The organism is Shinella sp. GW821-FHT10F02, assembly GCF_058809275.1.
In genome coordinates this window covers 947,700-971,809 of sequence record NZ_JBXASL010000001.1, presented here as the reverse complement: position 1 = coordinate 971,809, position 24,110 = coordinate 947,700, and the positions used below count along the sequence as shown (strand labels likewise).

Sequence of the window (24,110 nt, the reverse complement as noted above, 5' to 3'; positions counted from 1 at the left end):
CAGGTCGCGGTTTCGCCCTCGCCGGCCATGATGTCCGGCATGAACACACATTTCGACATCGCCACCGAACAGGGCCGAAAACTGGCCGAGACGCTCAAGTCGCTCTCGCTTGAGCCCGTCCCTCACGATATCCAGCCGCCGAAGCCGATGCTCCGGCGTCTCGTCCTTCCGATCTGCCTCGGCGTCTTGATGGTCGGAGCCGCCGTCGGCGCCCTCCTCTATCGGCAGGACGTAGTCCTTCATATTGAAGCCGCCCTCTCGGAGCCGGAGCGTGCGGTCGCCGACCCTGTCGCCGTGACGGAGGTCGAGGGCGAACGATCCGCTGGCCGCAATCCCATCCCGGCCGGACGCGAGGTCACCGGTTCCGGCTTCGTCGCCGCGCCGCGCATGACGACGGTCTTTGCCAAATATGAAGGCAGGATCACGCGGATCGCCGTGGCGCTGGGCGACGCCGTCGAGGCGGGCCAGGTTCTTGTCACGCTGGAGGATGCGGGCGCCCGCTTCGCGCTCGAACAGGCGCGCGCCGCGAAGGCTCACGCCGAGCTGGTCCTCGCCGCCCGCGCTATCGACCTCGCACAGGCCCGCACCCTGCTGGACCGCGCGGAGATTCTCGCCGCCCGCGACGCTACCTCCAGACAGTCGCTTGAAGACGCACGCGCGGCAGCCGAGCGCGCCGAGAATGCCGTGACGCAGGCCCGGCAATCCAAAGACAGCGCCGATATCGCTATCCGCATTGCTGAGGAACGGGTGGCGGAACTGACCGTTCGCGCGCCCTTCGCCGGCACCGTCACCCGTCTCGACGCCCGCGTCGGCGACACGGTGCTGGCGCGCATCGACAGCGTTCGCGAAAGCCAGAGCCTGCTGACGATCACCGACACGAAAACCCTCGTGATCGACGCCGACGTAGCGGAAACCACCATCGCGGCCCTCAAGCCCGGCCTTGCCGGCCAGGCGGTGCTCGACGGTTTTCCCGACAAACCCTTCGCCGTCACGGTCCTGCGGCTGGCGCCGGTCGCCTCCGCGGAAAAGGGCACTGTCACGCTGCGCCTGTCGCTCGACGATCCGCCCGACGGCATCCGCCCGAACATGGCAGCCCGCATCCGCATCGCCCTCGATGAAACAGGAGAAAACACGCAATGACCCAGCACCCAACCCCCTATATCGCGCTCAGCGGCGTCAGGAAGGCCTATCGCATTGGCGGAGAGATGATGCCCATCTTCGCCGGTCTCGACCTCGCCATCCCGCGCGGCGATTTCGTCGCCGTCATGGGGCCGTCCGGCTCGGGCAAATCGACGCTGCTCAACATGCTGGCCGGCATAGACCGGCCGGATGCCGGCACCTTGAGCATCGGCACCAGTCGCCTCGACCAGATGGGCGAGGCCGCGCGCTCGGCCTGGCGGGCGCATAACATGGGCATCGTCTTCCAGTTCTACAATCTGCTGCCCATGCTCACCGCCGCGGAAAATGTCGAGCTGCCGCTGCTGCTGAAACCGCTGTCGCGCAAGGAACGGCGCCTGCGTGTCGAAAAGGTCCTCGATCTCGTCGGTCTCGCCGGGCGCGAAAAACAATATCCCGCCATGATGTCCGGCGGCCAGCAGCAGCGCGTCGGCATCGCCCGCGCCATCGTCTCCGATCCGGGCCTGCTGCTCTGCGACGAGCCGACCGGCGACCTCGACCGCAAGTCTGCCGACGAGGTTCTGGACATGCTGCGCTTCCTCAACCGCGAGCTGGAAAAGACCATCGTCATGGTGACGCACGACCCGCAGGCAGCCCTTTATGCACGCCGCACGCTGCATCTCGACAAGGGCGATTTCGTCGAAGAGAAGAGGGCCGCCTGATGACCTTCTTCGATCTCGCCCGAAAGAATGCCTGGCGAAAGCCGCTGCGCACCGTGCTCCTCATGGTCTCGATCGCGGTCGCCTTCCTGATCTACGGCCTGACCGCAAGCTTCCTGAACGGAACGCAGGGTGCCGCTGGCGCCAGCGACGACCTTCTCGGCGTCACGAGTGCCGGCGGCCACACGCAACCGCTGCCGATGGCGGCAATGTCGCGCATCGCCGCCGATCCCGGCGTTGCGGCGGTCGGCTATGTCGCGCGGCTGCGCGGCTTCGCCGGCGTGGAGAAAAACGTCGTCGCCATCAGCGCCGCCGATCCAAACCTGCTGATGGCCGTCAACGGCAAGGGGCTCGGCCTGACGCCGGCCCTGGTCGGCGCGATCGGCCAGGCCCGCGACAGGGTGCTGGTCGGCCGCGCGCTCGCCGAGGCGCAAGGCTGGAGCGTCGGCCAACGCGCGACGTTCACCGCCTTCGACACGCCGAGAGAGGACGGCAGCCGCGACTGGCGTTTCGAGATCGCCGGCATCTTCGAGGGCGAAAGTGCTGCTACCGACACCTATTTCATGATCGCCCGCTACGACTATGTGAACGCCGCCCGCGCGCGCGGCAAGGACACCGTGGACGCCTTCGTCGTCCTGCCTCGCGCAGGCGTTTCGCCGGGGGAACTTGCCGCCGGCATCGATACTATGTTCGCCAACTCGGCGACGCCGACGCGCACCCAGTCGGAAAAGCAGTTCCTGGAAGCGTTTCTGCGCCAATATGCCGATGTCGGGCTGATCGTGAACCTCGTCATCGGCGCGGCCTTCGTCACCCTGTTGATGATCGTCGTAAACACCATGGTCTTCGCCGTGCGCGAACGCACCTTCGAGATCGGCGTGCTGAAGACGCTCGGTTTCTCCCGCCTCGGCATCATGGCGCTCGTCCTCGGCGAAACCCTCTTCGTCTTCGCAGTCGGCGGGGGCATCGGCCTCGCTTTGGCGAAGCTCGCCACCATTCTTGCCGGCCCGACGCTCGGGCTGGTCTTCTCCGCGCCGGTTCTCGCAAAGGCGCTGGTCATCATCGCCGCCCTCGGGCTTGCGACCGGCGCGCTGCCGGCCTTCAACGCCATGCGAACCCCCATCATCAAAGCTTTCAGAACGAGGTAACCCCATGTCCACCCATGCAAGACAAGCGCTCGTGATGATCCGCACCAACCTGTCCAGCCTGCCGCGCCGTTCCGCGATTTCCGCCTCCATGGCCCTGTCGGTCGCCCTCGTCGTCTGCGTGCTCGCCGGCTTCCTCTCCATGGCGAAAGGGTTCGAGACGGCGTTGACCGGCGCCGGTTCACGCGCCGTCGCCGTCGTTCTCGGCGGCGGCACCAATCAGGAGACGGGCTCGGATATTCCCGCAACCGTCATCCGCACGCTCGATGCCATGACCGGCGACCTGGGCGTCGTCCGCGCCGCCGGCGGCAAGCGCGTCTCGTCCCGCGAGATCGTCGTGTCCGTCGATCTGAGCCAGCGCACGATGGCGCTACGCGGCATGGACGCGGCCGGCCCGTCGATCCGCGACGGCATCACGCTTTCGGCCGGCCGCATCTTCACGCCGGGCGCCCGCGAGATCGTCGCCGGCGATCGTCTCGCCGAGGAATTCGGCCTCCAAGTGGGCGACACGGTGCGCCTCGGTGCGGTCGACTGGACGGTCGTGGGACATTTCTCCGCCGGCGGCAGCGCCTTCGAATCCGAACTGTGGGCAGACCTCGAAGCGGTGCGCGCCGCCTTCGACCGGCAGGGTCAGGTGCAAAGCCTGAAACTCCGCCTCGCCGATCCCGCATCGCTCGAACGCTTGCAAGGCGCGCTCGCCACGATCACCGAGACCCCGCTCGTCGCCGTCTCCGAAGCCGACCTTTACGCCGCGCAATCCGGGCGCACGGCGAGCCTCATCCGCCTGTTCGGCTGGCCGGTCGCGCTGCTGATGGCTGTGGGGGCGACGGCGGGCGCCCTCAACACGATGACAAGTTCCGTCTCGGATAGCACCGTCGAGATCGCCACCGTGCGCGCGCTCGGCTTCAGCCGCCTCTCGGCCTTTCTCGGCACATGGGTGGAAGCCGTGGTGCTGGCGGGCGCCGGCGTCGTCCTCGGCCTCCTTGCCTCCTGGCTGATCTTCAACGGCTGGCAGGCCAGCACGATCGGCGCGAACAATACCCGCATGGCCTTCCAGCTCGCCGTCACGCCAGACGTTCTGTTGACGGCGGGCCTGCTCGGCCTTGCCATCGGCATCCTCGGCGGCGCCCTTCCCGCGCTCGCCGCGACAAGGCTACCGCTGACCGCCGCCCTTCGGGCGCGCGGTTAAGCGGATGTTTGCATTGGCGGATTATGTTGCCGGCTTCAAACGTCAGGCAGCGGAGGATGACATGGCGATGGAAACCGGGACGACCGATCGCTACGAATGTCTCCTCGATCCGCTGGATCACTATGTGGTCTGGGACAATGCGACCGATTTGCCCGGCATGATGGGCGACGAGATTCTTGCCTTTTCCACGCGGCGGGAAGCCCTCGCCGCAATCGACCTGCTCAACCAGGAATCGCGGTCATCCCCGTCCGTCATCCGTGCTGCCGGGCATCGGCAATAATCCATCCCGCCGCCTTTTCCGCGATCATCAGCGTCGGCGCATTGGTGTTGCCGCTGGTGATCTTCGGCATGATTCCGGCATCGACGACGCGCAGGCCCGCGATGCCGCGCACCCGCAGGCGGCTGTCGACCACGGCCATCGGGTCGTCGGCGTGGCCCATCTTCGTCGTCCCGACGGGGTGGAAGATGGTGTTGGCGATGTCCCCGGCGAGCTTGGCGAGGTCCTCGTCGCACTGGAACTGGAGACCGGGTTTCCACTCCTCCGGTTGGTACTTTGCAAGCGCCGGCTGCGAGACGATCTTGCGCACCTGCCGGATGCTGTCGGCGGCGATGCGGCGATCCTCCTCCGTGCTCAGGTAGTTCGGCGCGATGGCCGGTGCATCGGCCGCCTTGCCGGAGCGGATGCGCACGGTTCCGGCACTGGTCGGGTTCAGGTTGCAGACGCTCGCGGTGAAGGCGGGGATGCTGTGCAACGGCTCGCCGAAGGCATCGAGGCTCAACGGCTGGACGTGATATTCCAGGTTGGCGTGGACCTGCGTCTCGTCCGAGCGGGTGAAGGCGCCGAGCTGCGAGGGCGACATGCTCATCGGGCCGCTGCGTTTGAACGCATATTCAAGGCCGATCATCGCCTTGCCGAACAGACTGTTGGCGAGCGTGTTCAGCGTCTTGGCATTGCCGACCTTGAAGACCGCGCGGATCTGCAAATGGTCCTGCAGGTTTTCGCCGACGCCCGGCAGATCGTGCGCCACCTCGACGCCGTGGCGCTTCAAAAGCTGCGCCGGTCCGATGCCCGACAATTGCAGGATCTGCGGCGAGCCGATCGCCCCGGCCGAAAGGATCACTTCCTTCTCGGCGCGGACCTCCATCCTGCGCCCCTGCCGCTGAAGCACGACGCCGGTGCAGCGCTTGCCTTCGAGCGTCAGCTTTTCGACATGGCATTCCGTCCAGACGGAGAGGTTGGGCCGGTTCCTCGCCGGGCGCAGGAAGGCCTTGGAGGTGTTCCAACGCCAGCCCGAACGCTGGTTGACTTCGAAATAGCCGACGCCCTCGTTGTCGCCGCTGTTGAAATCGTCGGAGCGCGGTACGCCGGCCTCGACGGCAGCCTCGGCGAAGGATTCGAGAATATCCCATTTCAGGCGCTGCTTCTCGATGCGCCACTCGCCGCCGTGGCCGTGCATGTCGGAGAATCGGCTGTTGCCGCCCGTCTGCGGGTCCGCACCGCTGTCCAGCCGGTAGTGGTCCTCATGGGCCTTGAAATCGGGCAGGGAATTCTGCCAGGACCAGGCGCTGTCCCCGGTCGCCGCCGCCCAGCCGTCATAGTCGCGAGCCTGGCCGCGCATGTAGATCATGCCGTTGATCGAGGAGCAGCCGCCGAGCGTCTTGCCGCGCGGATAGCGCAGCGACCGGCCGTTCAGCCCGGCATCCGGCTCGGTCTTGAACAGCCAGTCGGTGCGCGGATTGCCGATGCAGTAGAGATAACCGACCGGGATATGAATCCACGGATAGTTGTCCTTCCTGCCCGCTTCCAGCAGCAGCACGCGCGTCGCAGGATCGCGGCTGAGGCGATTGGCCAGCAGGCAGCCAGCGGAGCCTCCCCCGACGACGATGTAGTCGAAACGGTCAGATGGGATATTCGGACGCGTCATCGGGTTATGCCGCCGTCGCTGTTATAAAGTCCGACCGTTCTACCTGGCATCTGAGCGTCCTCCTCGTGTTTTTTCAGGAATACCTGCAGATGCGGCGGAAAATCCAATGACAAATGAAGCAGGCAATTATAATCAGAATTAATATGGCGAGCCCGACCGACCTCAGGACTTTGAAGGCCTTCGTGACCGTTGCGCGCGAGGGCAATGTCACGCGCGCGGCCGAACAGTTGCATCTCACCCAGCCGGCCGTGACCCTGCAGCTCAAGCGCCTTGCCGCGGATACCGGCATCACCCTGTTCCGCCGAACGTCGGTGGGCCTGGAATTGACCCTCGAAGGCGCCTTGCTGGCGGCGAAGGCGGAGCAGGTGCTGGCGGCGCTCACGGATTTCGGCCAAACGGCGGGGCACCTCGCGACGCGCCTGCTCGGAAAATTGCGGATCGGCACGATCATCGATCCGGAATTCACGCGGCTGGGGGCGTTTTTGAAGGCGCTGGTGGAAAGCGGTCCGGGCATCGAAACGGAACTGCGCCACGGCATGAGCGGCGACGTGCCGGAGGGTCTCCGGCGAAACGAGCTGGATGTCGGGTATTTTCTCGGCGACATCCGGGATTTCGACCCAGTGGCCGGCGCGGTGCCGGATGGGCAGGAAAACCTCTTCCACGCGAAGGAACTCGCGCGGCTGACCTATCTGGTCGTCGCGCCGCCATCGCTCGCCGGCGTCGTTCGCGGCCAGGACTGGCCGGCGCTCGCGGCCCTCCCCTGGATCGGCACGCCGCCGGCCTCCGTGCACAACCGGCTGCTGGGGCGCGTGTTCGGCGACCTCGGCGTGCGGCAGAACGTCGTCGCCTCGGTCGACCAGGAACCTTCCATGCTGGCGATGGTGCGAACCGGGCTGGGGCTCAGCCTCTGCCGCGAGTCGCTGGCGCTCCATGAACACCAGTCCAACGGACTGGTGATCGCCGATCGCGTCCAGATCGAAACCGCCCTGAGCTTCGTATGCCTGAAAGCGCGGGCGAACGACCCGACCATCCAGTTCGCCTTCGATGCCATTACCCGCATCTGGGGGTGATCATTCCGACTGCCAGTCGAGCACGACGAAGGGCTCGGTGATTTCGCGGGCCAGTAGCGCGGTGTAGAGCGCGGCCGGAGCCTTTGGCGATGCCTTGCGCAGGAGGCCGTCGAGCGGGATGCGGCCTTCGGAAAGCCATTTCAGAGCCTTGGCGAAGCCGCCGAAGACGCTTTGGCTGGTGTTGTTGTAGCCGTCCAGCAGCTCCACCCATTTGAAGCCTTTTGCCAGCAACGGGAACTCCCATTCCCAACCGCTCCTGAGCAGCACGAAATTGTTGAAGACCGCGTGCAGGATGTCGTGGGCGTAGAGTTCGGTATGGCGCTTCCATGGCACGCCGATCAGCACGACCTCGCCGTGCTGGCGCACGATGCGGCAGCCGCCGAGAACCGCGGCCTCGTGGCCGGAGCAGTCGACGACGAGCGCGACTTTGCCGGCGAAGTCGGGATCAGTAGCCGGCATCTCGGCAAAGACCGAGGCGATGCCGGAGGCAACCATCTGGCTGCGTCGGGTCGGGTCCGGCTCGACCACGGACACCTCGTAGCCGGAGAGCCTGAAGATATGTGCGGCGAGATAGCCGACGGGGCCGGCACCGCCGATAACCACGCGGTCGCCGGGCCTCGCCTTGGTCGTCATCAGCGTCGTCATTGACACGCCGATCAGCCGCGCGATGACGGCTTCTTCGGATGAAAGGCCTTCCGGCACCGGCAGCGTGAACCGATGCTCGACCTGCTGGAAGCTGCGATGCGGCCCCATGCAGAATAGCCGGGTGCCGACTTTCACATCGGGAACGGCCTCGCCGCATTCTTCCACCTCGAACACCGCGGCATAGCCAGGCCGGATGGGAAAGTCCTCGCCCGTCGCCCAGGCGAGTTCGGTGCCGGGACTGACGAGCGTCGCGAGCGTGCGGCCGCGCACCTCGCTCGCGCCAAGCGGCGGCGTTTCGCAATCCGCCAGAACGAAGCTGTTCTTCTGCGGGAAGATGATTTCCTTGCCGGACATGATGGTCTCCTTGCGGCTCAAAGCGCTTGGCCGCTTTCGCTGTCGAAAAGATGCAGGCCGGCCGGGTTGAAGACGACCTTCACGGCCTGATCGAGCGCGGGCCGCTCGCTTGCCGGGATCTGCGCGATGAATTCCTGGGTGCCGATCCGGAGATCGACCAGCGCTTCGACGCCGAGATATTCCACCACCTCGACCCGGGCCTCGATGGCCTCCGCGTCGTCGGCCTGCGCAAGGCGCACGTCGCTCGGGCGGACACCCAGCGCCACCGCCTGCCCCAGCTTCAATTTCGCGCCCAACTCTGCCGGCAGGCGGAGGGAGAAAGCTGGCGAGGACAGCACCGTTCCGGTGTCGCCGCGCTCCGCGGTCATGCGGAAGAGGTTCATCGACGGGCTGCCGATGAACGTGGCGACGAAGAGGTTTTTCGGGTGGGCAAAGACCTCTTCGGGCGCCCCGATCTGCTCGATATGGCCGTCCTTCATGATGACGATCTTGTCGGCGAGCGTCATCGCCTCGACCTGGTCGTGCGTGACGTAGATGACGGTGGTGCCGAGCTGCTTGTGCAGCTTGGCGATTTCCATGCGGACCTGGGTACGCAGCTTGGCATCGAGGTTCGATAAGGGCTCGTCGAACAGGAACACCTCTGGCGTTCGCACCATCGCCCGGCCCATCGCCACGCGCTGACGCTGGCCGCCGGAAAGCTGGGCGGGCTTGCGCTGAAGCAGCACGTCCAGCCCGAGCATGGCAGCGACGCCGGCGATCTTCGCATCGACCTCGGCCTTGGAGAGCCGCTGCGGTTTCAGCGCGAACTCCATGTTCTGCCGCACCGTCATATGCGGGTAGAGCGCGTAGTTCTGGAACACCATCGCGATCTTGCGGTCCTTCGGCGCCCGGTCGTTGATGACCTCGCCGGCGATGCGGATCTCGCCGCCGGTCACGTCCTCAAGGCCGGCGACCATGCGCAGCGTGGTGGTCTTGCCGCAGCCGGAGGGGCCGAGCAGCACGACGAACTCGCCGTCGGCGATGTCGAGATCGACGCCATGCACCACCTTGAAGGCGCCGAAGGCTTTCACGACGTTGGTAAGGGAAACAGATGCCAAGATTTTTCCTCCGCAATGCAGTCCAGATGCCGGGTGCTGGTGCTGCCGGGCCTATTTGACGGATCCGAGCGTCAGGCCCTTGACCAGCCATTTCTGGCAGGTGAGCACGAAGATGACGCCGGGGATGAGAATGATGAACGAGCCCGCCATGATGCGGCCCCACTGCACCGCGTCGCTGCTCCAGAACGACATGACGGCGACGGTGGCGGTCTGCGCGCTGGAGCCAGTCAGCATCAGCGCGAACAGGAACTCGTTCCACGAGAAGATGAAGCAGAACACGGCGCAGACGGCGAGGCCGGGCGCGGCGAGCGGCAGCGTGATGCGGTAGAAGATCTCGACGATTCCATAACCATCGACCTGCGCCGCCTCTTCCAGCGCCTCCGGCACCTCGTCGAAAAAGCCCTTCATCAGCCAGACGGTGAGCGGAATATTCGCCGTCGAATAGACGATGATCAACGCCAAGGGCGTGTCGAGCAGGCCGATCGACTTGAAGATGATGTAATAGGGCACGACGACGGCGATGGGCGGAAACATGCGCATCGACAGGATCCAGAACGCCGCGTCGTTGATGCGCGGGTGGCGGATGCGCGAGAGCGCGAAGGCGCCTAGGGCGCCGATGGTGACGGAGAAGACCGTCGAGCCGAGTGTGACGATCAGGCTGTTGATGATGTTCCAGTGGAACGGCCGCAGCGTGAAGAGATCGACATAGTGTTGCAGCGTCGGCGTGAAAAAGACCGTCGGCGGACGGGAGAACATATCCGCCGACGGTTTCAGGGAGGACGCCAGGATGAGGTAGATCGGGATCATGAAGATGATCAGGATGATGCCGGTTACGAGGTAGACGAGGGTCGCCTGTCTGGTGCTGAGCCTGTTCATGGTGGGTCTCCTCAACGCGCAGCGGCGCTCTTCTGCATGGATTTGAAGAACAGCGTGATCAGCACGGAAATGATGATCAGCGACACGAAGGAGGCGGCAGCACCGACCCCCATACGCCAGAAGGTGAAACTCTGGCGGTAGATGTAGAGGGCGATCGTCTCGGTGGCGTCGCCCGGCCCGCCCTTGGTGAGCACGAAGATGATGTCGTAGATCTTGAAGGCATCGATGGCGCGCAGGAACAACAGGCTGATCAGCACCGGCTTCAGCTGCGGCAGCGTGACGTGCAGGAAGACGTCGATGTTGGAATTGCCGTCGATGCGCGCCGCCTCGTAGGGCTCGGGCGACAGACTTTGCAGGGCGGCGGCCGTCCCCATCATCACGAAGGGCGTCCATTGCCAGATGTCGGCAATGGCGATCGCCGTCAGCGCCCATTGCGTGCTGGTGATCCACGGGATCGGATTGATGCCGATCAGGCCGATGAAATAGTTGAAATAGCCGAGCTCCGGAAAATAGATGAAGAGCCAGACGAGGCCGACGATGACCGGCGAGATCATCATGGGAATGAGCAGCAGCGTGCGGATCGCCGCCATGCCGGGCAGGCGCTGCGTTACCAGCAAGGCCAGGCCCACGCCGATGACGAACTGGAAGAACAGCGTGACCCCCATCAGCTTGAAGGTGATCAGCATACTGTGCAGGAATGGCCCGGAGGTCAGCACTTCCTGGAAATTGGCAAGGCCGACGAAGATGCGCGGAATAAACGGTTTCGCAAGGTCGTAATTGCGAAAGCTCAGATAGAGCGCATAGAGCATCGGATAGATGGTCGTCAGGAAAAGCACCGCCGCCGTCGGCAGCAGGAATACCCCCGCGATCGTCCTGTTGCGTCTGTTGACATAGCCCATGGCACCCTCCCGCATGTCATTTCATTCCGCGCTCCGGCCAAGGCGGCCGGAGCGCGGGGTTGGCGCTTACTTCTGCAACACGGTGACCGGTGCGTCATTGATCCAGCGAAGTCGCTGTTCGAGCGGGAACATCGACAGGCGCGAATTGACCGCGGTGCAGGCGTTGTTCAGCGCTTCCTGTGCGGTCGCCGTCTCGCCGGCCATGTACTTGGAGAGTTCGACGCCGAAGTTTTCCTCCACATCCGCGTAGAACGGATGGAAGATGCGGCGGCGCGCGTTCGTCTGGGTGTCGAGCAGCACCTTGTAATAGGGGTACTTCTCTTGAAGGGCGGGATCGGCAAGGATCGACTTGCGGAACTGGCTGATGCCCCAGCCTTCATCGGCAAGGCGGCGCATGATTTTCTCGCCGGTGCCCCACTTGATGAAGGCCCAAGCGGCTTCTTTTTCCTGGTCGGAGACCTTGGCGTTGATGGCGAAGGACAGCGAGCCGGTATAGGTCGGCTGCGGCTTGCCGTCTTCCGTCGGCCCGCCGGAGAAGCCGGCCTTGCCAAGCGTCGGCAACTTCGCTTCTTCCGGGTTCGTCAGGCGCACGGTGCGCACACTCCAGTAACCGGAAAGCGCCGTCTCGCCGCGTTCCATGTAGCCGGACTGGATGTCCCACATCAGGCCGAGATAATCCGGCGGATTGAACGGAACCAGCGACTTCATGAATTCCGCCGCCTTGACATGCGGCTCGCCGGTCATCGCGCAAAGGCCGGTCGCCGGATCCCAATAGTCGCCGCCGAAGCCGCGCATGATCGGGAAATAGTCATGCGTGATCGCGCCCTGCACGCGGCTGTAGGACTCGGCATTGCCGTAAAAATCCTGTTCCAGCACCTTGCCGGCAAGCTTGTCGCCCTTCTTGCGGGTGAAGAACTCGGCAATGTCGTGGAACTGCTGCCAGGTGGCGGGCGGCGCGAGATCGTAGTTGTACTTGGCCTTGAAGGCCTCCTTCTCGCCAGCATCGTCGAACAGGTCCTGGCGATAGTTGACGTGCCAGATCATGCCGGAGGCCGGGAAGGCGAGCAGCTGGCCCTGCCAGCTATTTTCCTGCAACTGCACGGGAATGATGTCGTCGAGGCCGATTTCGGCGGCGTCGCGCTTGGCGTATTCGGTGAGATCCTGCAACGCGCCGGCCTCGCCGAGCATGCCGACCCAGGGGCTATCGACCCACAGGAGCTGGTAGGTCGGGTTGTCCGAGCTCGCCTCGATGATGATCTTGTCGATCAGCCCCGGATAGGGGAGCATATCGATCTGCACCTTGGCGCCGGTCTGTTCCTCAAACTCGCTGGTGATTTTTGCCAGGCGCGTCACCGACGTATCGCCGATGCCGAGCATCTTCAGCTGCACGCCTTCGAACGGCTTGTCCTGCGACAGCGCGCTGCCGCACATCAGCGCCACGAAACCAGCGGCCAATACGGATTTCTTCCAAATTCCCATCGAAATGCTCCTCCTCATTCAATGAAACGATTGCAGGGCCGCCCCCGGTTTTCCGGGCACGGTGGTTCAGTCCCGCGAGCCGTGTCGGCAGGCGGATTGCGCATCCCTCAAAGGGATGGAATGGGGTTTAGGCGTTGCTCACCGGCGACCAGAGTTTCGGCCCGCCATCGGCCTCGTAGCCGAGCGGCCCGGTCATGCTGACGATTTCGAGGAACTGGCCCCAGGGCGCGCGAAGATAGAGCCAGGTCAGCCCCTTCATCGCGCCGGCATCGACATAGGTCGGCCCCTCCAGCACATCGACGCCCTTTTCCCGCAGCCGTTCGGCCGCGGCAACCGCGTCATCCACTTGAAAGGCGACATGGAAACCGCCCGGCTGGCTGTTGCGCTTCAGCGCCTCTTCCGTGGTTTCGCCGGAATACTGGAAGAGTTCGAGATTGCTGCCATTGCCGCAGCGCAGCACCTTAATGTTCTCGATGCGGCAATGGTCCGGCACGCCGAGCCGGCGGCGCATAAATTCGCCGTCCACATCGACCTTTCCCGTCGTCATGACCGTAACCGCACCAAAAACCGTCTCGAAGAACGAAACCGCCTCCTCCAGGTCCGGCACCGTAAAGCCGACATGCTCAACGCCGAAAACTTTCAAATTCCCCTCCTCCGCGATCACATCCTTGATCGATGAGCCCTCCGCTCGCCGGGGCGACCATGTCGCCATCAAGTATGTATCTAGTTAGTTATTTATTTAATGCACTATCCGGTTACCATGTCAACAGGGTGATCGCGCACGCGTTCGCATGCATGGATAATGTGACGCCCTGCACATGGCGCGGGCGTTCGCTTAAGTGGTATTGGCGGGGGTTTTCGCCCGTTATGCGGGGCGTCAAAGGAATTGGGCGGTGAAATCCGCAACGCCGGCATCAGGCGGCGTCGCGCGCTGCACCTTCGGCCCGAATTTGAAGCAGAACGCGTGCTGAGCAGGCTTTCAGAAGAAGCGTGACAGGAGTTTCAGCCAGAAACCGAGACGGTCAGACGATCCGTCAAACTCGCTACGCTCGCAGAATTGAGCGGGGCAGACCCAGGCTAGCGCAATCATCTGTCGAGACATCGTGGTTCTCTCCCATTTTGAGCCAAGCGCCAAACATCCGCCTGCCGACGCGCAACGACAATTTCGCAACCTGCGAAAAACTGAAGCGCTCTGACGCAATATCAGGCCGGAATCCCGGCGCTCCGAACCGGAGTGCCGGGCTGCATCTAACCACGAGCGCCGGCTATGTACGAAGCGATCTTTCGCAAGATTCCGCTGCGCCACGTTTAATCCACAAAACGGATAATATGGAATATTGAATATCGATTGGAGTAATTACGAATCCAGCGCCATCTTCACGGCAACCCAAACCCAAGGAGGTTGCCGTGAAGACTTTGATCCTGATGTTCCATCCCGATATCGCCCAGTCCAAGACCAACGCCGCGCTTGCCGCGGCGGCTCGCACGGTTCCCGGTGTCGAGGTTGTCGATATGCAGGCGCTTTACCCGGAAGGCCGGCTCGACCTGTTCAGCGACGGCGCGGTCGAAGCAGAACGGCTGCTTTCGGCGGACCGCATCGTGCTGCAGTTCCCGGTGCAATGGTATTCGAGCCCGCCCCTGCTCAAGGCGTGGATCGATGCGGTCATGACGCGGATGTACTATGTGGCCTATGAAGCCGAGGGCAGTCGGCTGGAAGGCACGCCGATCATGATCGCCGCCACCGCCGGCAATGTGCCGGAGGCGTACGGCCCCGACGGGCAGAACCTGCTACCGCTTGCCGATTTGCTCAACCCGCTGCGCGCCATGGCCTATCGCTGCCGCTTGCCCTGGGCAGACCCGCTCCTGGTCTACCGCGCCGGCAAGCTCGACGAGACGGAACTCGCCGAGGCTGCACGGAACTATGTGGAGACGCTGCGCAACTGGATCGAAGCGTCTCCCGGCACGATCGCCGCCTGAGCGGCGGAGGATCAGCCCTTTCGCGTGACCAGACGCGTGTCGAGATAGGCCTGAAGCGCCTCGGCGCCGCCTTCGGTGCCGTGGCCGGAATCCTTGATGCCGCCGAAATGCACCTCGGGCAGTGCCAGGCCCAGATGATTGATCGAGAGCATGCCCGCTTCCACCTCGTTGCCGAGGCGGGTTGCCGTGGCGCTGCTTCGCGTGAAGGCGAAGGCAGCGAGGCCATAGGGCAGACGATTGGCCTCGGTGATCGCCTCGTCGAGATTGCCGAACCGGTTGACGACGGCGACGGGGCCGAAGGGTTCTTCGTTCATGATGCGGGCCGCCACCGGCACGTCGGCCAGCACGGTCGGCTCGAAGAACCAGCCCTCGTTGCCGATGCGGCGACCGCCGGTTTTCAGGCTCGCGCCGTGCTCGACGGCATCGTTGATCAGGCTCTCCAGCGCCGGGATGCGGCGGTCGTTTGCCAGCGCACCCATCTCGATATCGGCATCGAGGCCGTTGCCGACGCGGATTGCCTTCGCACCGGCCGCGAACCGCTCGGTGAAGGCATCGGCAATTTTCTCCTGCACGAGGAACCGCGTGGGCGAAACGCAGACCTGGCCAGCATTGCGGAACTTGTTGGCGACCATCAGGTTCACGGCAAGATCGAGATCCGCGTCCTCGGTAACGATGACCGGCGCATGGCCGCCGAGTTCCATGGTGGCGCGCTTCATATGCGCGCCGGCCAATGCGGCGAGTTGCTTGCCGACCGGTGTCGACCCGGTGAAGGAGATCTTGCGGATGACCGGATGCGGGATGAGATATTCCGAAATCTCGGCCGGAACGCCATAGACGAGATTGATGACGCCGGCCGGAATGCCCGCGTCGGCGAAGGCGCGGATGAGGGCTGCGGGCGATGCCGGCGTTTCTTCCGGCGCCTTGACGATGATCGTGCAGCCGGCGGCAATCGCGGCCGAGAGTTTCCGCACGACCTGGTTGATCGGGAAATTCCATGGCGTAAAGGCGGCGACCGGACCGACGGGCTTCTTCAGGGTGATCTGGAGGATATCCGGTGCGCGGGATGGAATGACCTGCCCGTAGGAGCGCTGTCCCTCGCCGGCGAACCAGTCGATGATGTCGGCGCCGGCAAGCGTTTCCACCCGCGACTGCGAGACCGGCTTGCCCTGCTCCAGCGTCATCATGACCGCGATCTCGTCGGTCCGTTCGCGCAGGAGATCGGCGGCACGGCGCATCAGCCTGCCGCGGTCATAGGCCGATGTCGCGCTCCACTGCGCGAAGGCCCGGTCAGCCGCCGCCAGCGCCTCGTCTAGATCCTTGCGATCCGCCCAGGCGACGCTGCCGATCGGCTGCGCCGTCGCAGGATTGACGACGGGAATGGTACGGCCGGTGGATGCCGGGCGCCAGACGCCGTCGATGAAAAGCAATGTATCGGGATAGGTGGTCATCATAAAATCCTTGTTCGTGTCATGTCTTGTCGGCACTTGCCCGGGCGGCCTGGAACATCGGCCCGCCGCGCCTTCGCGGAAAGCCATAGCCGTGCACTTCAACAAGGTCGATATCGGCAGCGCTTGCCGCAATACCTTCGTCGAGAATTAATTGGCCTTCCTGCGCCATCGCCGCCATCAACCTTGCGACGATCGCCTCCTCCGCCACGTCGTTTTGCGCGCCGACAAGCGGGGCGATGATCCGCTCCGCCTCGGCCGAAGGCTGCGGCCGGCGGTCGCCGGCGGCATAGTCGTACCAGCCGCCGCCCGTCTTCTGCCCCTTGCGCCCGGCGCGCACCAGAAGGTCGCCGGGCATGTTCGGCACATGCTCCCCGCGCGACCGCGCCGCTTCGCGATAGAGAAATGCGATGTCGAGGCCGGCCATGTCCTGCATTTCGAACGGCCCCATCGCAAAGCCGAAGCCGCGCATGGCCGCATCGACGGCGGCAATGGCAACGCCGCCGCAAACGAGGGCCTCCGCTTCCGCCCGGAAGCGGCGCAGAATGCGGTTGCCGATGAACCCGTCACAGATCCCGGAGCGCACGGGGACCTTGCCGAGGCGACGAGCGAGATCGAAGCCGGTCGCCAGCACATCCGGAGCCGTTTCGGGCGTCGGGATGACCTCCAGCAGTTTCATGACCTGCGCCGGGCTGAAGAAATGCAGGCCCAGAAAACGCTCCGGCCACGGCAGCCCCTCCGCGATCAGGCGTGGGTCGATATAGGACGTGTTGGTCGCAAGCATCGCATCCGGCCGGCAGATGCGCCCGAGTTCGGCAAACACCGACCGTTTCACGGCAAGATCCTCGAAGACGGCTTCAATCACCAGGTCGCATCGTGCGGCGGCACCATAGCCGATGCTCGTTTCGAGACGAGCCATCCGCTCTGATGCCTGGTCGTCCGTTATCTGCCCCCGGCGCCGGGATGAATCGAAAATGCCCGCGAGCGTCGAACGCGCACGCGAAACGCCCGCCTCGTCCTGCTCGATCAGCACCACGGAAAGACCGGCATTGAGAAGGGCGGCAGCGATTCCGCTCCCCATCGTCCCGCCGCCGACGACGCCCACCGTTTCGATGGGGCGCGGGCTTATGCCCCGGATGCCCGATGGCCGAAGCGCGGCACGTTCGGCGAAGAACAGGTGGCGCAGGGCGGCCGCCTCTTCCGTGGCACGAAGTTCCAGGAAGGTGGAGCGTTCCAGCGCGAGGCCGGCCTCGGCCCCGTGTTCGATCCCGTGCCGCAGGGCCTGCAACGCGCGCGGGGGCGCCGAGGCGCCCTTTGCGCGGGCAACAATCCTGTCCTCCGCCTCCGCCCACACGTCCGGCGAAGGCACGGAAACCGGTCGATCGAGACTCGGCGACGGCAGCGCGTGTTCGAGGGCATTGCGCGCAAAAGCAATGGCAGCCGGCAGCAGCGGTTCTTCGACAAAGGCATCGACCAGCCCCAGTTTCAGCGCCTCAGCGCCGCCCGGCGTGTGGTTTTCTGCAACGATCCGGATCGCGTCGGCGACGCCGATGACCCGCGGTAGGCGCTGCGTGCCGCCGGCGCCCGGAATGATGCCGAGGTTGATTTCCGGCAAGGCGAAACGGGCGCTTTCCGTCGCCACCCGGAAACGGCATCCGAGCGCAAGTTCGAGACCGCCGCCGAGGGCGGACCCGCGGATCGCCGCGATCCAAGGCTTTGCCGCCCTCTCGATGCGCGCAATGACATCGGGAAGGAATGGCGGCTCAGCCGGCCGGTCGAATTCGGCGATATCGGCGCCCGCAACGAAGAGCGTGCCGGCACCGGTCAGGATGACGGCCCGGACCCCTGGATTGTCATCAAGCTCCTGCGCCAGTGCCAGCAACCGCTCCCGCACGGCCCTGTTCACGGCGTTGACCGGTGGATTGGCGATCGTGACGATCGCGATCTCGTCCTCGATTTCGACGTTGACGCTCATCATCGTTTCCCCGGCCTAGGCGACCGCATCCTGAACGGACTGCGATGGGGCTGCGGTTTTCACATCGTGGCAGGCGACGACGCCGGCAAGGATGAGGCTTTCGATCCTCGCCTCCTCGAAACCCAGAACATCGCGCAACACGCCGCGCGTGTCCTCGCCGAGAAGCGGCGGCGCCTTCGCACCGGCATTTTCCTGCGCGGCGAGACCATGGGCGGGCCGGATCAGCGAGACCGTTCCAAGTTCCGGATGCTCCAGGCGCTGCACGACCCCCCTGTCCGTAACGCTCGGGCTCTGGAGCGCCTCGGAAACGGACTTGACCTGGCCCGCCGGCACGCTCGCCCGCTGGCAGGCGGAAAGCCAATGCTCGCAGCTTTCATTGCCGATGATCTCGGCCAGCAGGGGAAGCAGTTCGCCCCTGTGCAGAGCGCGCTGGTGCGAGGTGACGAAGCGGGGATCGCGTGCCAGATCAGGCCGGTCGATGACCTGCTCGCAGAAATCGACGAACATGCGGTCATTGCCCACGGCAAGCGCGAAGGTGCCGTCATTCGCCTCGAAAATCTGGTAGGGCACGACCGTCGGATGCGCATTGCCGTAGCGCACGGGCTCGACGCCGGCATTGAGATATCCCGTCCCCACATTGATCAGGAGGTTCAGCGTGGCATCGAGCAGCGCGACGTCGATATATTGTCCCTGCCCGGTATCCCGGCGCTGGTAGAGTGCGGCGAGAATGGACTGGGTGGCGATCATGCCGGCCACCACATCGGTGAAGGCGACGCCGAGCCGGTTCGGCGGGCCATCCTCCTGGCCGGTGATGGACATGAGGCCGCTTTCCGCCTGCATGATGAAGTCGTAACCGGGCCGGTCGCGCTCCGGGCCGGTCTGGCCGTAGCCGGAAATCGCGCAATAGACGATGCCCGGATTGATCGCCTTGATATCCTCGTAACCGATGCCGAGCCGCTCGACTGTGCCGGCGCGAAAATTCTCCACGACGACGTCGGCCTTGGCGGCGAGGTCGAGCACGATCTGCCGGCCTTCCGGCGTCTTGAGATCGAGCGCGATGCTCTGCTTGCCGCGGTTGGCGCAGAGGTAATAGGTGCTGACCCCCTTGAAATTCGGGAAGGACCAGGCGCGCGTGTCGTCGCCGCCCTTGATGTTCTCGATCTTCCAGACCTCGGCGCCGAGGTCGCCGAGGCTCATGGTGGCCCATGGCCCGGCGAGGACGCGCGTCAGGTCGAGGACACGAATGCCCTCAAGCGGCAATCTCAATTCCGTCATTACGCTCCTCCAGGCCCGCTTTTTTCGCGGGCCGACAAACCTGTCTCCATGGCATTCGGAAAATGGCAGGCAACCGAATGGCCTTCCTCTCGTTCGCTCAGCGGCGGCTCCACCTCGGCGCAAAGCGGTTGGGCAATGGGGCATCGCGTCCGGAAGCGGCAGCCGGACGGCGGGTTCAGCGGGCTCGGCAGGTCGCCCTTCAGCACGATGCGCGAGCGGGTGCGCTCCAGCGCCGGGTTCGCCAGCGGCACGGCGGACATCAAGGCCTGGGTGTAGGGATGCATCGGCGCGCGGTAGAGCCGGCGCTTTTCGGCGATCTCGACGATCTTGCCGAGATACATGACGGCCACGCGGTCGGAAATGTGCTGCACGACGGACAGGTCATGCGCGATGAAGACATAAGCGGTGCCGAAATCCCGCTGGATGTCTTTCAGAAGGTTGAGAACACCCGCCTGCACGGAGACGTCGAGCGCCGAAACCGGCTCATCGAGCACGAGCAGTTCCGGCTTCAGCGCCAGCGCCCGGGCAATCACCACACGCTGTCGCTGACCGCCGGAGAGTTCGTGCGGATAACGCTGGCCATGCTCCGGATTGAGCCGGACGAGATCGAGCATCTCGACGACCCGCGCCTTGCGTTCTGCGGATGAAAGATCGCTGATGCGCAGCGGTTCGGCGATGTTTTCGGCCACCCGCATGCGCGGATGCAGCGACGCGTACGGGTCCTGGAAGACGAGCTGGATCTTGCGGCGTAGCGCGCGCATCTCCGCCGGGTTCGCCTCGTTGATGTTCTGCCCGCGAAACAGGGTCTGCCCGCTGGAGGGCTCGATCAGCCGCAGGATGCAGCGGCCCAATGTGGACTTGCCGCAGCCGGATTCGCCGACCAGTCCCAGCGTTTCGCCGGGTTTGACGTCGAAGGAGACATTGGTGACGGCGTTGACCTGGGCGATCTCCCGCTCGAAAATCACGCCGCCGGTGACGGCAAAACGCTTCGAGAGATCGCGCACGGAGAGAATGGGTTCCGGTCCGGTCATGCGGCGCTACCGATCGGCAGGGTGGCGAAATGGCAGGCTGCCGTATGCGCGCCGTCGGTGCGCACCGGCGGCGCCGTATGCCGGCAAATCTCCTGCGCCTGCGGACAGCGCGGATGGAAGGCGCATCCGCCCGGAAGTTTGCCAAGCGGCGGCGGCGCGCCGTCGATCGAGAAGAGACGCTCCTTTTCCTCCGCCATGTTGGGGATAGAGGCGATGAGGCCGCGTGTATAGGGATGGGCCGGCCGCTCGAAGAGGTCGTCCACGCCGGCCTGTTCCACGATCTCGCCGGAATAGACGACAGCGACCCGGTCGGCATGCCCCGCAAGGACGCCGAGATCGTGGGTGATGAGGATCAGCCCGAGGTTCAGACGCTTCCGGAGATCCGTCAGCACGTCCATGATCTGCGCCTGCACGGTGACGTCGAGCGCCGTCGTCGGCTCGTCGGCGATCAGGAGGTCCGGATCGTTGGCGACGGCCATCGCGATCATCACGCGCTGGCGCATGCCGCCGGAAAACTCATGCGGGAACTGGTGGATGCGCCGGTCGGGCTGGGGAATGGCAACGAGAGAGAGCAGTTCGGTGGCACGGTCCATGGCCGCCTTCTTCGACACGCCGGCATTGTGCAGCCGGATCGTCTCGGCGATCTGCGCGCCGACCGTCATGACGGGATTGAGCGACGACAGCGGGTCCTGGAAGATCATCGCGATGCGAGAGCCGCGCAGCGTGCGCAACTGGCTCCTTGGCATGTCGACGAGTTCGCGCCCCTTGAAGCGCGCCGATCCGGTGACGGTGGCGGTCTTCGGCTGAAGGCCGAGGGCGGACAGCATGCCGACCGACTTGCCGGAGCCGGATTCGCCGACGATTCCGAGCACTTCGCCATGATCGACATGCAGGCTGATGCCGCGCACGGCCTCAAAGGATCGGCCGTCGCGGGTGAAGGAGACACGAAGATCCTGAACGGAAAAGAGGGGTTCCTGCTGCATCCTGCGCCTCACTTCGACTTCGGATCGAAGTAGTCGTGCAGACCGTCTCCGATGAAATTGAAGCCCAGCACGATGGTGAGGATGGCAAGGCCCGGGCCGAGTGCCACCCACCAGGAATAGAACTGCGCGGCGCCATCCGAGATCATCGAACCCCATTCCGGCGTCGGCGGCGTGGCGCCGAGTCCGATGAAGCTGAGCGACGCGGCGAGCAGGATGACCTGCCCCAGATCCATCGTCGCGCTGATCAGGACCGGCGTCCAACAGAGCGGCAGGATATGCTTGAAGAGGATGCGCGTCTTTCCGGCGCCTGCGGCAATGGCCGCCTCGACATGCTCCCGCTCGCGGATTTCGAGAACCTGCGCGCGCATCAGCCGGGCATAGACGGGCCACCAGACGATCACCATGGCGACCGTCGCATTTTCAAGCCCCGGCCCCAGCGACGCCGCCACCGCCATGGCAAGCAGCATGGGCGGAAACGATAGCGTGACGTCGACGAGCCGCATGATCGACGCGCCGAGCAGGCCGCCGGCATAGCCGGAGATCGCGCCCAGCATGGCGCCGATCGCCACGGACAGGGCAACGACGACGATGGCGATCGGGATCGAATGCTGCGCGCCGTACAGGGTCCGGCTCAGGACATCCCGGCCGAGCGCATCGGTGCCGAGCCAATGGCTCCAGCTTGGCGCCTGCAGCCGGCGGCCGACCATATCGAGCGGCGCATAGGGGCTCATCAGTGGCGCCAGCACCGTGACGGACAGCCAGAAGACCACGATGGCGATGCCGATGGCGAGCGGGACCGATAGCCATGCCGGGCGGCGGAAGGTGCTGAGGGTTGCTGTTTTCATGGTCTCATCCCAGGCGCACGCGCGGATTGGCGATGACATAGGCAATGTCGGTGAGGAGGTTCGTCAGGAGGAAGACGACGCCGCCGACGATCGTGACGCCGATGATGGCGGGAAAATCGAGGCCGCGCGCCGCCTCCACCGCATAGGAGCCCATGCCCGGCCACGAAAAGATCGTTTCCGTCAGCACGGCGCCGGTCAGCAGATAGGCGAAGGAATAGCCGATGACGGTCAGCGTCGGGACGAGCGTGTTGCGCAGCGCATGGCGGACCACGACGCGGAACTCGCCCGCACCCTTGGCGCGCGCCGTGAGGATGAACTCCCGGTCGAGCACCTCCAGCATGTTGGCGCGCACCAGCCGGGAGATGGTGCCGGCAACGGCCCATCCGAGCACGAAGGCGGGCAGGATCAGGTGCCACAGCGCATCGAGGAAGAGTCTTATGTTTCCGGCCAGCAGCGAATCGATCGTCATGAAACCCGTAACGGATGTCGGCGGCGCGGCGCGCGGATCGAGCCGGCCGGGACCGGGCAGCACGCCCCATTTGACCGAGAACACATAAAGAAGCGCCAGGCCGAGCCAGAAGACCGGTATCGACGAGCCGAACAGCGCGAAGAACCGCGCGGCATGGTCGATCACCGTATTGCGGAAATAGGCGGCCAGGACGCCGAGCGTGATGCCGATCGTCGAGCCGATGACCATCGCGGCAAGCACCAGCTCCATCGTCGCCGGCAGGCGGAAGAAGACGTCCTGCGCCACGGGCCGGCGGGTGATGAAGGACGTGCCCATGTCGCCGGTCAGGAGATTGCCGACATAGATCACGTAGCGCTCCGGCAGGCTGCGATCGAGCCCCCAGCGCGCCTTCGCCGCCGCCACCGCCACCGGGTCGTTCATCTGCCGGTCCGAGACGATCGCCGTCAGCGGGTCACCCTTCGTCACGGTGGTGAGCAGGAAGGCGAGCGTCACGATGCCGAGCACCAGGAAGGGCATCGCGATCAGGCGCCGCAGTATGTATCGTGTCACAAATCGCGTCCTTTACCCCGTTTGCCATCCCGTGCCGACCGGCGGGTGGGAAGATCGATACAGGCATTATTGACAACAGGCGAAGCGGACGTCAACATAAATGAAATTATATTCCAATTACGAGAGATCGACAGATCCGTCGAATTCGGTATGGCTCCAGCAGCGCTGAAACGAAAGGCACACCATGCGTAAACGGACCAAACCGACGGACGGAAGCGAAGGCGCCGAAGGCGGCAACTCGGCCGCATCCCTGACACGGGGACTGGAAATCCTGCGCGCCTTCACCGCCGACGATGCCACGCTGGGCAACCAGGACCTGATCGAGCGGACGGGCCTGCCGAAGGCGACCGTCTCGCGCCTGACCTCGACGCTGGTCGGCCTCGGCTATCTCCACTATGACGCCACGCTCGGCCGCTACAGCATCGGACCGGCAACGGTGTCGCTCGGCTATTCGGCGCTGAGCTCCAGCGCCGTCATCCACATGGTCCGGCCCCTGATGCAGGAACTGGCGGACCAGACCGGCGCCGCCGTGGCGCTCGGCACGCGCGACGGGCTGGAAATGGTCTATCTCGCCAACTGCCGCTCGATGAGCCCGGTTTCGCTGCGGCTCAATGTCGGCTCGCGCCTGCCGATCTATCGCACCGCCATGGGCCTTGCCTATCTCGCGGAAATGAAACCGGAGATCCGCCAGTCTGTGGTCGAGCAGCTCATCGCGGCGGAGCCGGAAAAGGCGCAGGACCTCGAACGCATGGTCGAAAACGCCATCGAGGACCACCGGCGGGACGGCTTCATCAGCGCCTTCGGCAGCTGGCACAGCTATATCAACGCCGTCGGCGTGGCCTTCCGGCCGACGGACGGCTCGCCGCTCGTGGCGCTCACCTGCGGCGGGATCGTCGACATCCTCTCGCGCAATCATTGCCGCGAAATCGTCGGGCCGGACCTCCTCAAGCTGACGCGCCGCCTTCGTGCGCGGCTTGCCGGAGAGCCGGACCCGTTCCCCACGTCGCAACGTCCGCCAACCTGGAAAACCTCGGCCGAATAGGCTCAAGC

At 64.8% G+C, this 24,110-nt stretch carries 22 protein-coding genes; 8 read left to right on the top strand and 14 right to left on the bottom strand.

Annotation, left to right across the window (positions count from 1 at the left end; genetic code table 11):
* The first annotated feature begins 39 nt into the window (after positions 1-39).
* The 5 genes from AC1RWL_RS04510 (at position 40) to AC1RWL_RS04490 (ending at position 4,446) form a co-directional block, all read left to right on the top strand.
* The gene (locus AC1RWL_RS04510; protein ID WP_493093051.1) at positions 40-1,140 is read left to right on the top strand and encodes an efflux RND transporter periplasmic adaptor subunit; all 1,101 of its coding nucleotides are present in this window, start codon (positions 40-42) and stop codon (positions 1,138-1,140) included.
* Entirely contained in the window at positions 1,137-1,838 is a 702-nt protein-coding gene (locus AC1RWL_RS04505) for an ABC transporter ATP-binding protein (RefSeq protein WP_493093052.1), read from the top strand. The genes AC1RWL_RS04510 and AC1RWL_RS04505 overlap by 4 nt, the downstream gene beginning before the upstream one ends.
* A complete protein-coding gene (locus tag AC1RWL_RS04500) occupies positions 1,838-2,980 on the top strand; it encodes an ABC transporter permease (protein ID WP_493093053.1) in 1,143 nt (380 codons plus the stop codon). The genes AC1RWL_RS04505 and AC1RWL_RS04500 overlap by 1 nt, the downstream gene beginning before the upstream one ends.
* Before the next feature lie 4 nt (positions 2,981-2,984).
* Positions 2,985-4,166, top strand: a complete 1,182-nt coding sequence (locus tag AC1RWL_RS04495) for an ABC transporter permease (RefSeq protein WP_493093054.1) — start codon at positions 2,985-2,987, stop codon at positions 4,164-4,166.
* A 61-nt stretch (positions 4,167-4,227) separates the two neighbouring features.
* Positions 4,228-4,446 carry a hypothetical protein gene (locus tag AC1RWL_RS04490; protein ID WP_439615322.1) on the top strand — a complete coding sequence of 73 codons (219 nt, stop codon included), beginning with the start codon at positions 4,228-4,230 and terminating at the stop codon, positions 4,444-4,446.
* Here AC1RWL_RS04490 and AC1RWL_RS04485 read toward each other — a convergent pair.
* A complete protein-coding gene (locus AC1RWL_RS04485; RefSeq protein WP_493093055.1) occupies positions 4,418-6,091 on the bottom strand; it encodes a GMC family oxidoreductase in 1,674 nt (557 codons plus the stop codon). The two genes, AC1RWL_RS04490 and AC1RWL_RS04485, sit on opposite strands and share 29 nt — an antisense overlap.
* Positions 6,092-6,234: 143 nt before the next feature.
* Between AC1RWL_RS04485 and AC1RWL_RS04480 the strand changes: the two genes are divergently transcribed.
* Positions 6,235-7,161 (top strand): LysR family transcriptional regulator, encoded by a 927-nt coding sequence (locus tag AC1RWL_RS04480; protein WP_493093056.1) that lies wholly within the window; start codon positions 6,235-6,237, stop codon positions 7,159-7,161.
* Here AC1RWL_RS04480 and AC1RWL_RS04475 read toward each other — a convergent pair whose 3' ends face one another.
* The 6 genes from AC1RWL_RS04475 to AC1RWL_RS04450 all read right to left on the bottom strand — a co-directional run bounded on the left by AC1RWL_RS04475 (position 7,162) and on the right by AC1RWL_RS04450 (position 13,154).
* Entirely contained in the window at positions 7,162-8,160 is a 999-nt protein-coding gene (locus tag AC1RWL_RS04475) for a zinc-binding dehydrogenase (protein WP_493093057.1), read from the bottom strand.
* 17 nt (positions 8,161-8,177) lie between these two features.
* A complete protein-coding gene (locus AC1RWL_RS04470) occupies positions 8,178-9,257 on the bottom strand; it encodes an ABC transporter ATP-binding protein (RefSeq protein ID WP_493093058.1) in 1,080 nt (359 codons plus the stop codon).
* Between the two features lie 51 nt (positions 9,258-9,308).
* The gene (locus AC1RWL_RS04465; protein WP_493093059.1) at positions 9,309-10,133 is read right to left on the bottom strand and encodes a carbohydrate ABC transporter permease; all 825 of its coding nucleotides are present in this window, start codon (positions 10,131-10,133) and stop codon (positions 9,309-9,311) included.
* Between the two features lie 11 nt (positions 10,134-10,144).
* Positions 10,145-11,032 (bottom strand): carbohydrate ABC transporter permease, encoded by an 888-nt coding sequence (locus tag AC1RWL_RS04460; RefSeq protein ID WP_256114751.1) that lies wholly within the window; start codon positions 11,030-11,032, stop codon positions 10,145-10,147.
* A 66-nt stretch (positions 11,033-11,098) separates the two neighbouring features.
* A complete protein-coding gene (locus tag AC1RWL_RS04455; RefSeq protein ID WP_493093060.1) occupies positions 11,099-12,511 on the bottom strand; it encodes an ABC transporter substrate-binding protein in 1,413 nt (470 codons plus the stop codon).
* 127 nt (positions 12,512-12,638) lie between these two features.
* Complete coding sequence (locus AC1RWL_RS04450; RefSeq protein WP_493093061.1) at positions 12,639-13,154, bottom strand: VOC family protein; 516 nt, start codon at positions 13,152-13,154, stop codon at positions 12,639-12,641.
* Positions 13,155-13,918: 764 nt separating this feature from the next.
* Here AC1RWL_RS04450 and AC1RWL_RS04445 point away from each other — a divergent pair.
* On the top strand, positions 13,919-14,488 hold the full coding sequence (locus AC1RWL_RS04445; protein ID WP_493093062.1) for an NAD(P)H-dependent oxidoreductase: 570 nt from the start codon (positions 13,919-13,921) through the stop codon (positions 14,486-14,488).
* A gap of 11 nt (positions 14,489-14,499) precedes the next feature.
* On the opposite strand, the gene AC1RWL_RS04440 is transcribed toward AC1RWL_RS04445, so the two are convergent.
* Genes AC1RWL_RS04440 through AC1RWL_RS04410 form a run of 7 tightly spaced genes read right to left on the bottom strand, consistent with a single transcriptional unit; the run spans position 14,500 to position 23,060 of the window.
* Positions 14,500-15,936 (bottom strand): NAD-dependent succinate-semialdehyde dehydrogenase, encoded by a 1,437-nt coding sequence (locus AC1RWL_RS04440; RefSeq protein ID WP_493093063.1) that lies wholly within the window; start codon positions 15,934-15,936, stop codon positions 14,500-14,502.
* Positions 15,937-15,955: 19 nt separating this feature from the next.
* Positions 15,956-17,908, bottom strand: coding sequence for a 3-hydroxyacyl-CoA dehydrogenase NAD-binding domain-containing protein (locus AC1RWL_RS04435; protein ID WP_493093064.1), 1,953 nt, complete (start codon positions 17,906-17,908; stop codon positions 15,956-15,958).
* Between the two features lie 15 nt (positions 17,909-17,923).
* A complete protein-coding gene (locus AC1RWL_RS04430; protein WP_493093065.1) occupies positions 17,924-19,183 on the bottom strand; it encodes a CaiB/BaiF CoA transferase family protein in 1,260 nt (419 codons plus the stop codon).
* Positions 19,183-20,214, bottom strand: coding sequence for an ABC transporter ATP-binding protein (locus tag AC1RWL_RS04425; RefSeq protein WP_256114759.1), 1,032 nt, complete (start codon positions 20,212-20,214; stop codon positions 19,183-19,185). Before AC1RWL_RS04425 ends, AC1RWL_RS04430 begins: the two co-directional genes overlap by 1 nt.
* Positions 20,211-21,197, bottom strand: coding sequence for an ABC transporter ATP-binding protein (locus AC1RWL_RS04420; protein WP_493093066.1), 987 nt, complete (start codon positions 21,195-21,197; stop codon positions 20,211-20,213). Before AC1RWL_RS04420 ends, AC1RWL_RS04425 begins: the two co-directional genes overlap by 4 nt.
* Before the next feature lie 8 nt (positions 21,198-21,205).
* The gene (locus tag AC1RWL_RS04415; RefSeq protein ID WP_493093067.1) at positions 21,206-22,042 is read right to left on the bottom strand and encodes an ABC transporter permease; all 837 of its coding nucleotides are present in this window, start codon (positions 22,040-22,042) and stop codon (positions 21,206-21,208) included.
* 4 nt (positions 22,043-22,046) lie between these two features.
* A complete protein-coding gene (locus AC1RWL_RS04410) occupies positions 22,047-23,060 on the bottom strand; it encodes an ABC transporter permease (protein WP_256114762.1) in 1,014 nt (337 codons plus the stop codon).
* A 184-nt stretch (positions 23,061-23,244) separates the two neighbouring features.
* Between AC1RWL_RS04410 and AC1RWL_RS04405 the strand changes: the two genes are divergently transcribed.
* Positions 23,245-24,102: an IclR family transcriptional regulator gene (locus AC1RWL_RS04405; RefSeq protein ID WP_435264756.1), complete on the top strand. Its 858-nt coding sequence runs from the start codon at positions 23,245-23,247 to the stop codon at positions 24,100-24,102.
* The last annotated feature ends 8 nt before the right edge of the window (positions 24,103-24,110 follow it).

Excerpts from the sequence above, each read along its gene's own strand:
- AC1RWL_RS04475 (WP_493093057.1), bottom strand. The coding sequence starts at position 8,160 with ATGTCCGGCAAGGAAATCATCTTCCCGCAGAAGAACAGCTTCGTTCTG.
- AC1RWL_RS04490 (WP_439615322.1), top strand. The coding sequence starts at position 4,228 with ATGGCGATGGAAACCGGGACGACCGATCGCTACGAATGTCTCCTCGAT.
- AC1RWL_RS04495 (WP_493093054.1), top strand. The coding sequence starts at position 2,985 with ATGTCCACCCATGCAAGACAAGCGCTCGTGATGATCCGCACCAACCTG.
- AC1RWL_RS04405 (WP_435264756.1), top strand. The coding sequence starts at position 23,245 with ATGCGTAAACGGACCAAACCGACGGACGGAAGCGAAGGCGCCGAAGGC.
- AC1RWL_RS04505 (WP_493093052.1), top strand. The coding sequence starts at position 1,137 with ATGACCCAGCACCCAACCCCCTATATCGCGCTCAGCGGCGTCAGGAAG.
- AC1RWL_RS04485 (WP_493093055.1), bottom strand. The coding sequence starts at position 6,091 with ATGACGCGTCCGAATATCCCATCTGACCGTTTCGACTACATCGTCGTC.
- AC1RWL_RS04440 (WP_493093063.1), bottom strand. The coding sequence starts at position 15,936 with ATGACCACCTATCCCGATACATTGCTTTTCATCGACGGCGTCTGGCGC.
- AC1RWL_RS04435 (WP_493093064.1), bottom strand. The coding sequence starts at position 17,908 with ATGAGCGTCAACGTCGAAATCGAGGACGAGATCGCGATCGTCACGATC.
- AC1RWL_RS04480 (WP_493093056.1), top strand. The coding sequence starts at position 6,235 with ATGGCGAGCCCGACCGACCTCAGGACTTTGAAGGCCTTCGTGACCGTT.
- AC1RWL_RS04465 (WP_493093059.1), bottom strand. The coding sequence starts at position 10,133 with ATGAACAGGCTCAGCACCAGACAGGCGACCCTCGTCTACCTCGTAACC.
- AC1RWL_RS04430 (WP_493093065.1), bottom strand. The coding sequence starts at position 19,183 with ATGACGGAATTGAGATTGCCGCTTGAGGGCATTCGTGTCCTCGACCTG.
- AC1RWL_RS04425 (WP_256114759.1), bottom strand. The coding sequence starts at position 20,214 with ATGACCGGACCGGAACCCATTCTCTCCGTGCGCGATCTCTCGAAGCGT.
- AC1RWL_RS04415 (WP_493093067.1), bottom strand. The coding sequence starts at position 22,042 with ATGAAAACAGCAACCCTCAGCACCTTCCGCCGCCCGGCATGGCTATCG.
- AC1RWL_RS04500 (WP_493093053.1), top strand. The coding sequence starts at position 1,838 with ATGACCTTCTTCGATCTCGCCCGAAAGAATGCCTGGCGAAAGCCGCTG.
- AC1RWL_RS04460 (WP_256114751.1), bottom strand. The coding sequence starts at position 11,032 with ATGGGCTATGTCAACAGACGCAACAGGACGATCGCGGGGGTATTCCTG.
- AC1RWL_RS04510 (WP_493093051.1), top strand. The coding sequence starts at position 40 with ATGAACACACATTTCGACATCGCCACCGAACAGGGCCGAAAACTGGCC.
- AC1RWL_RS04455 (WP_493093060.1), bottom strand. The coding sequence starts at position 12,511 with ATGGGAATTTGGAAGAAATCCGTATTGGCCGCTGGTTTCGTGGCGCTG.
- AC1RWL_RS04420 (WP_493093066.1), bottom strand. The coding sequence starts at position 21,197 with ATGCAGCAGGAACCCCTCTTTTCCGTTCAGGATCTTCGTGTCTCCTTC.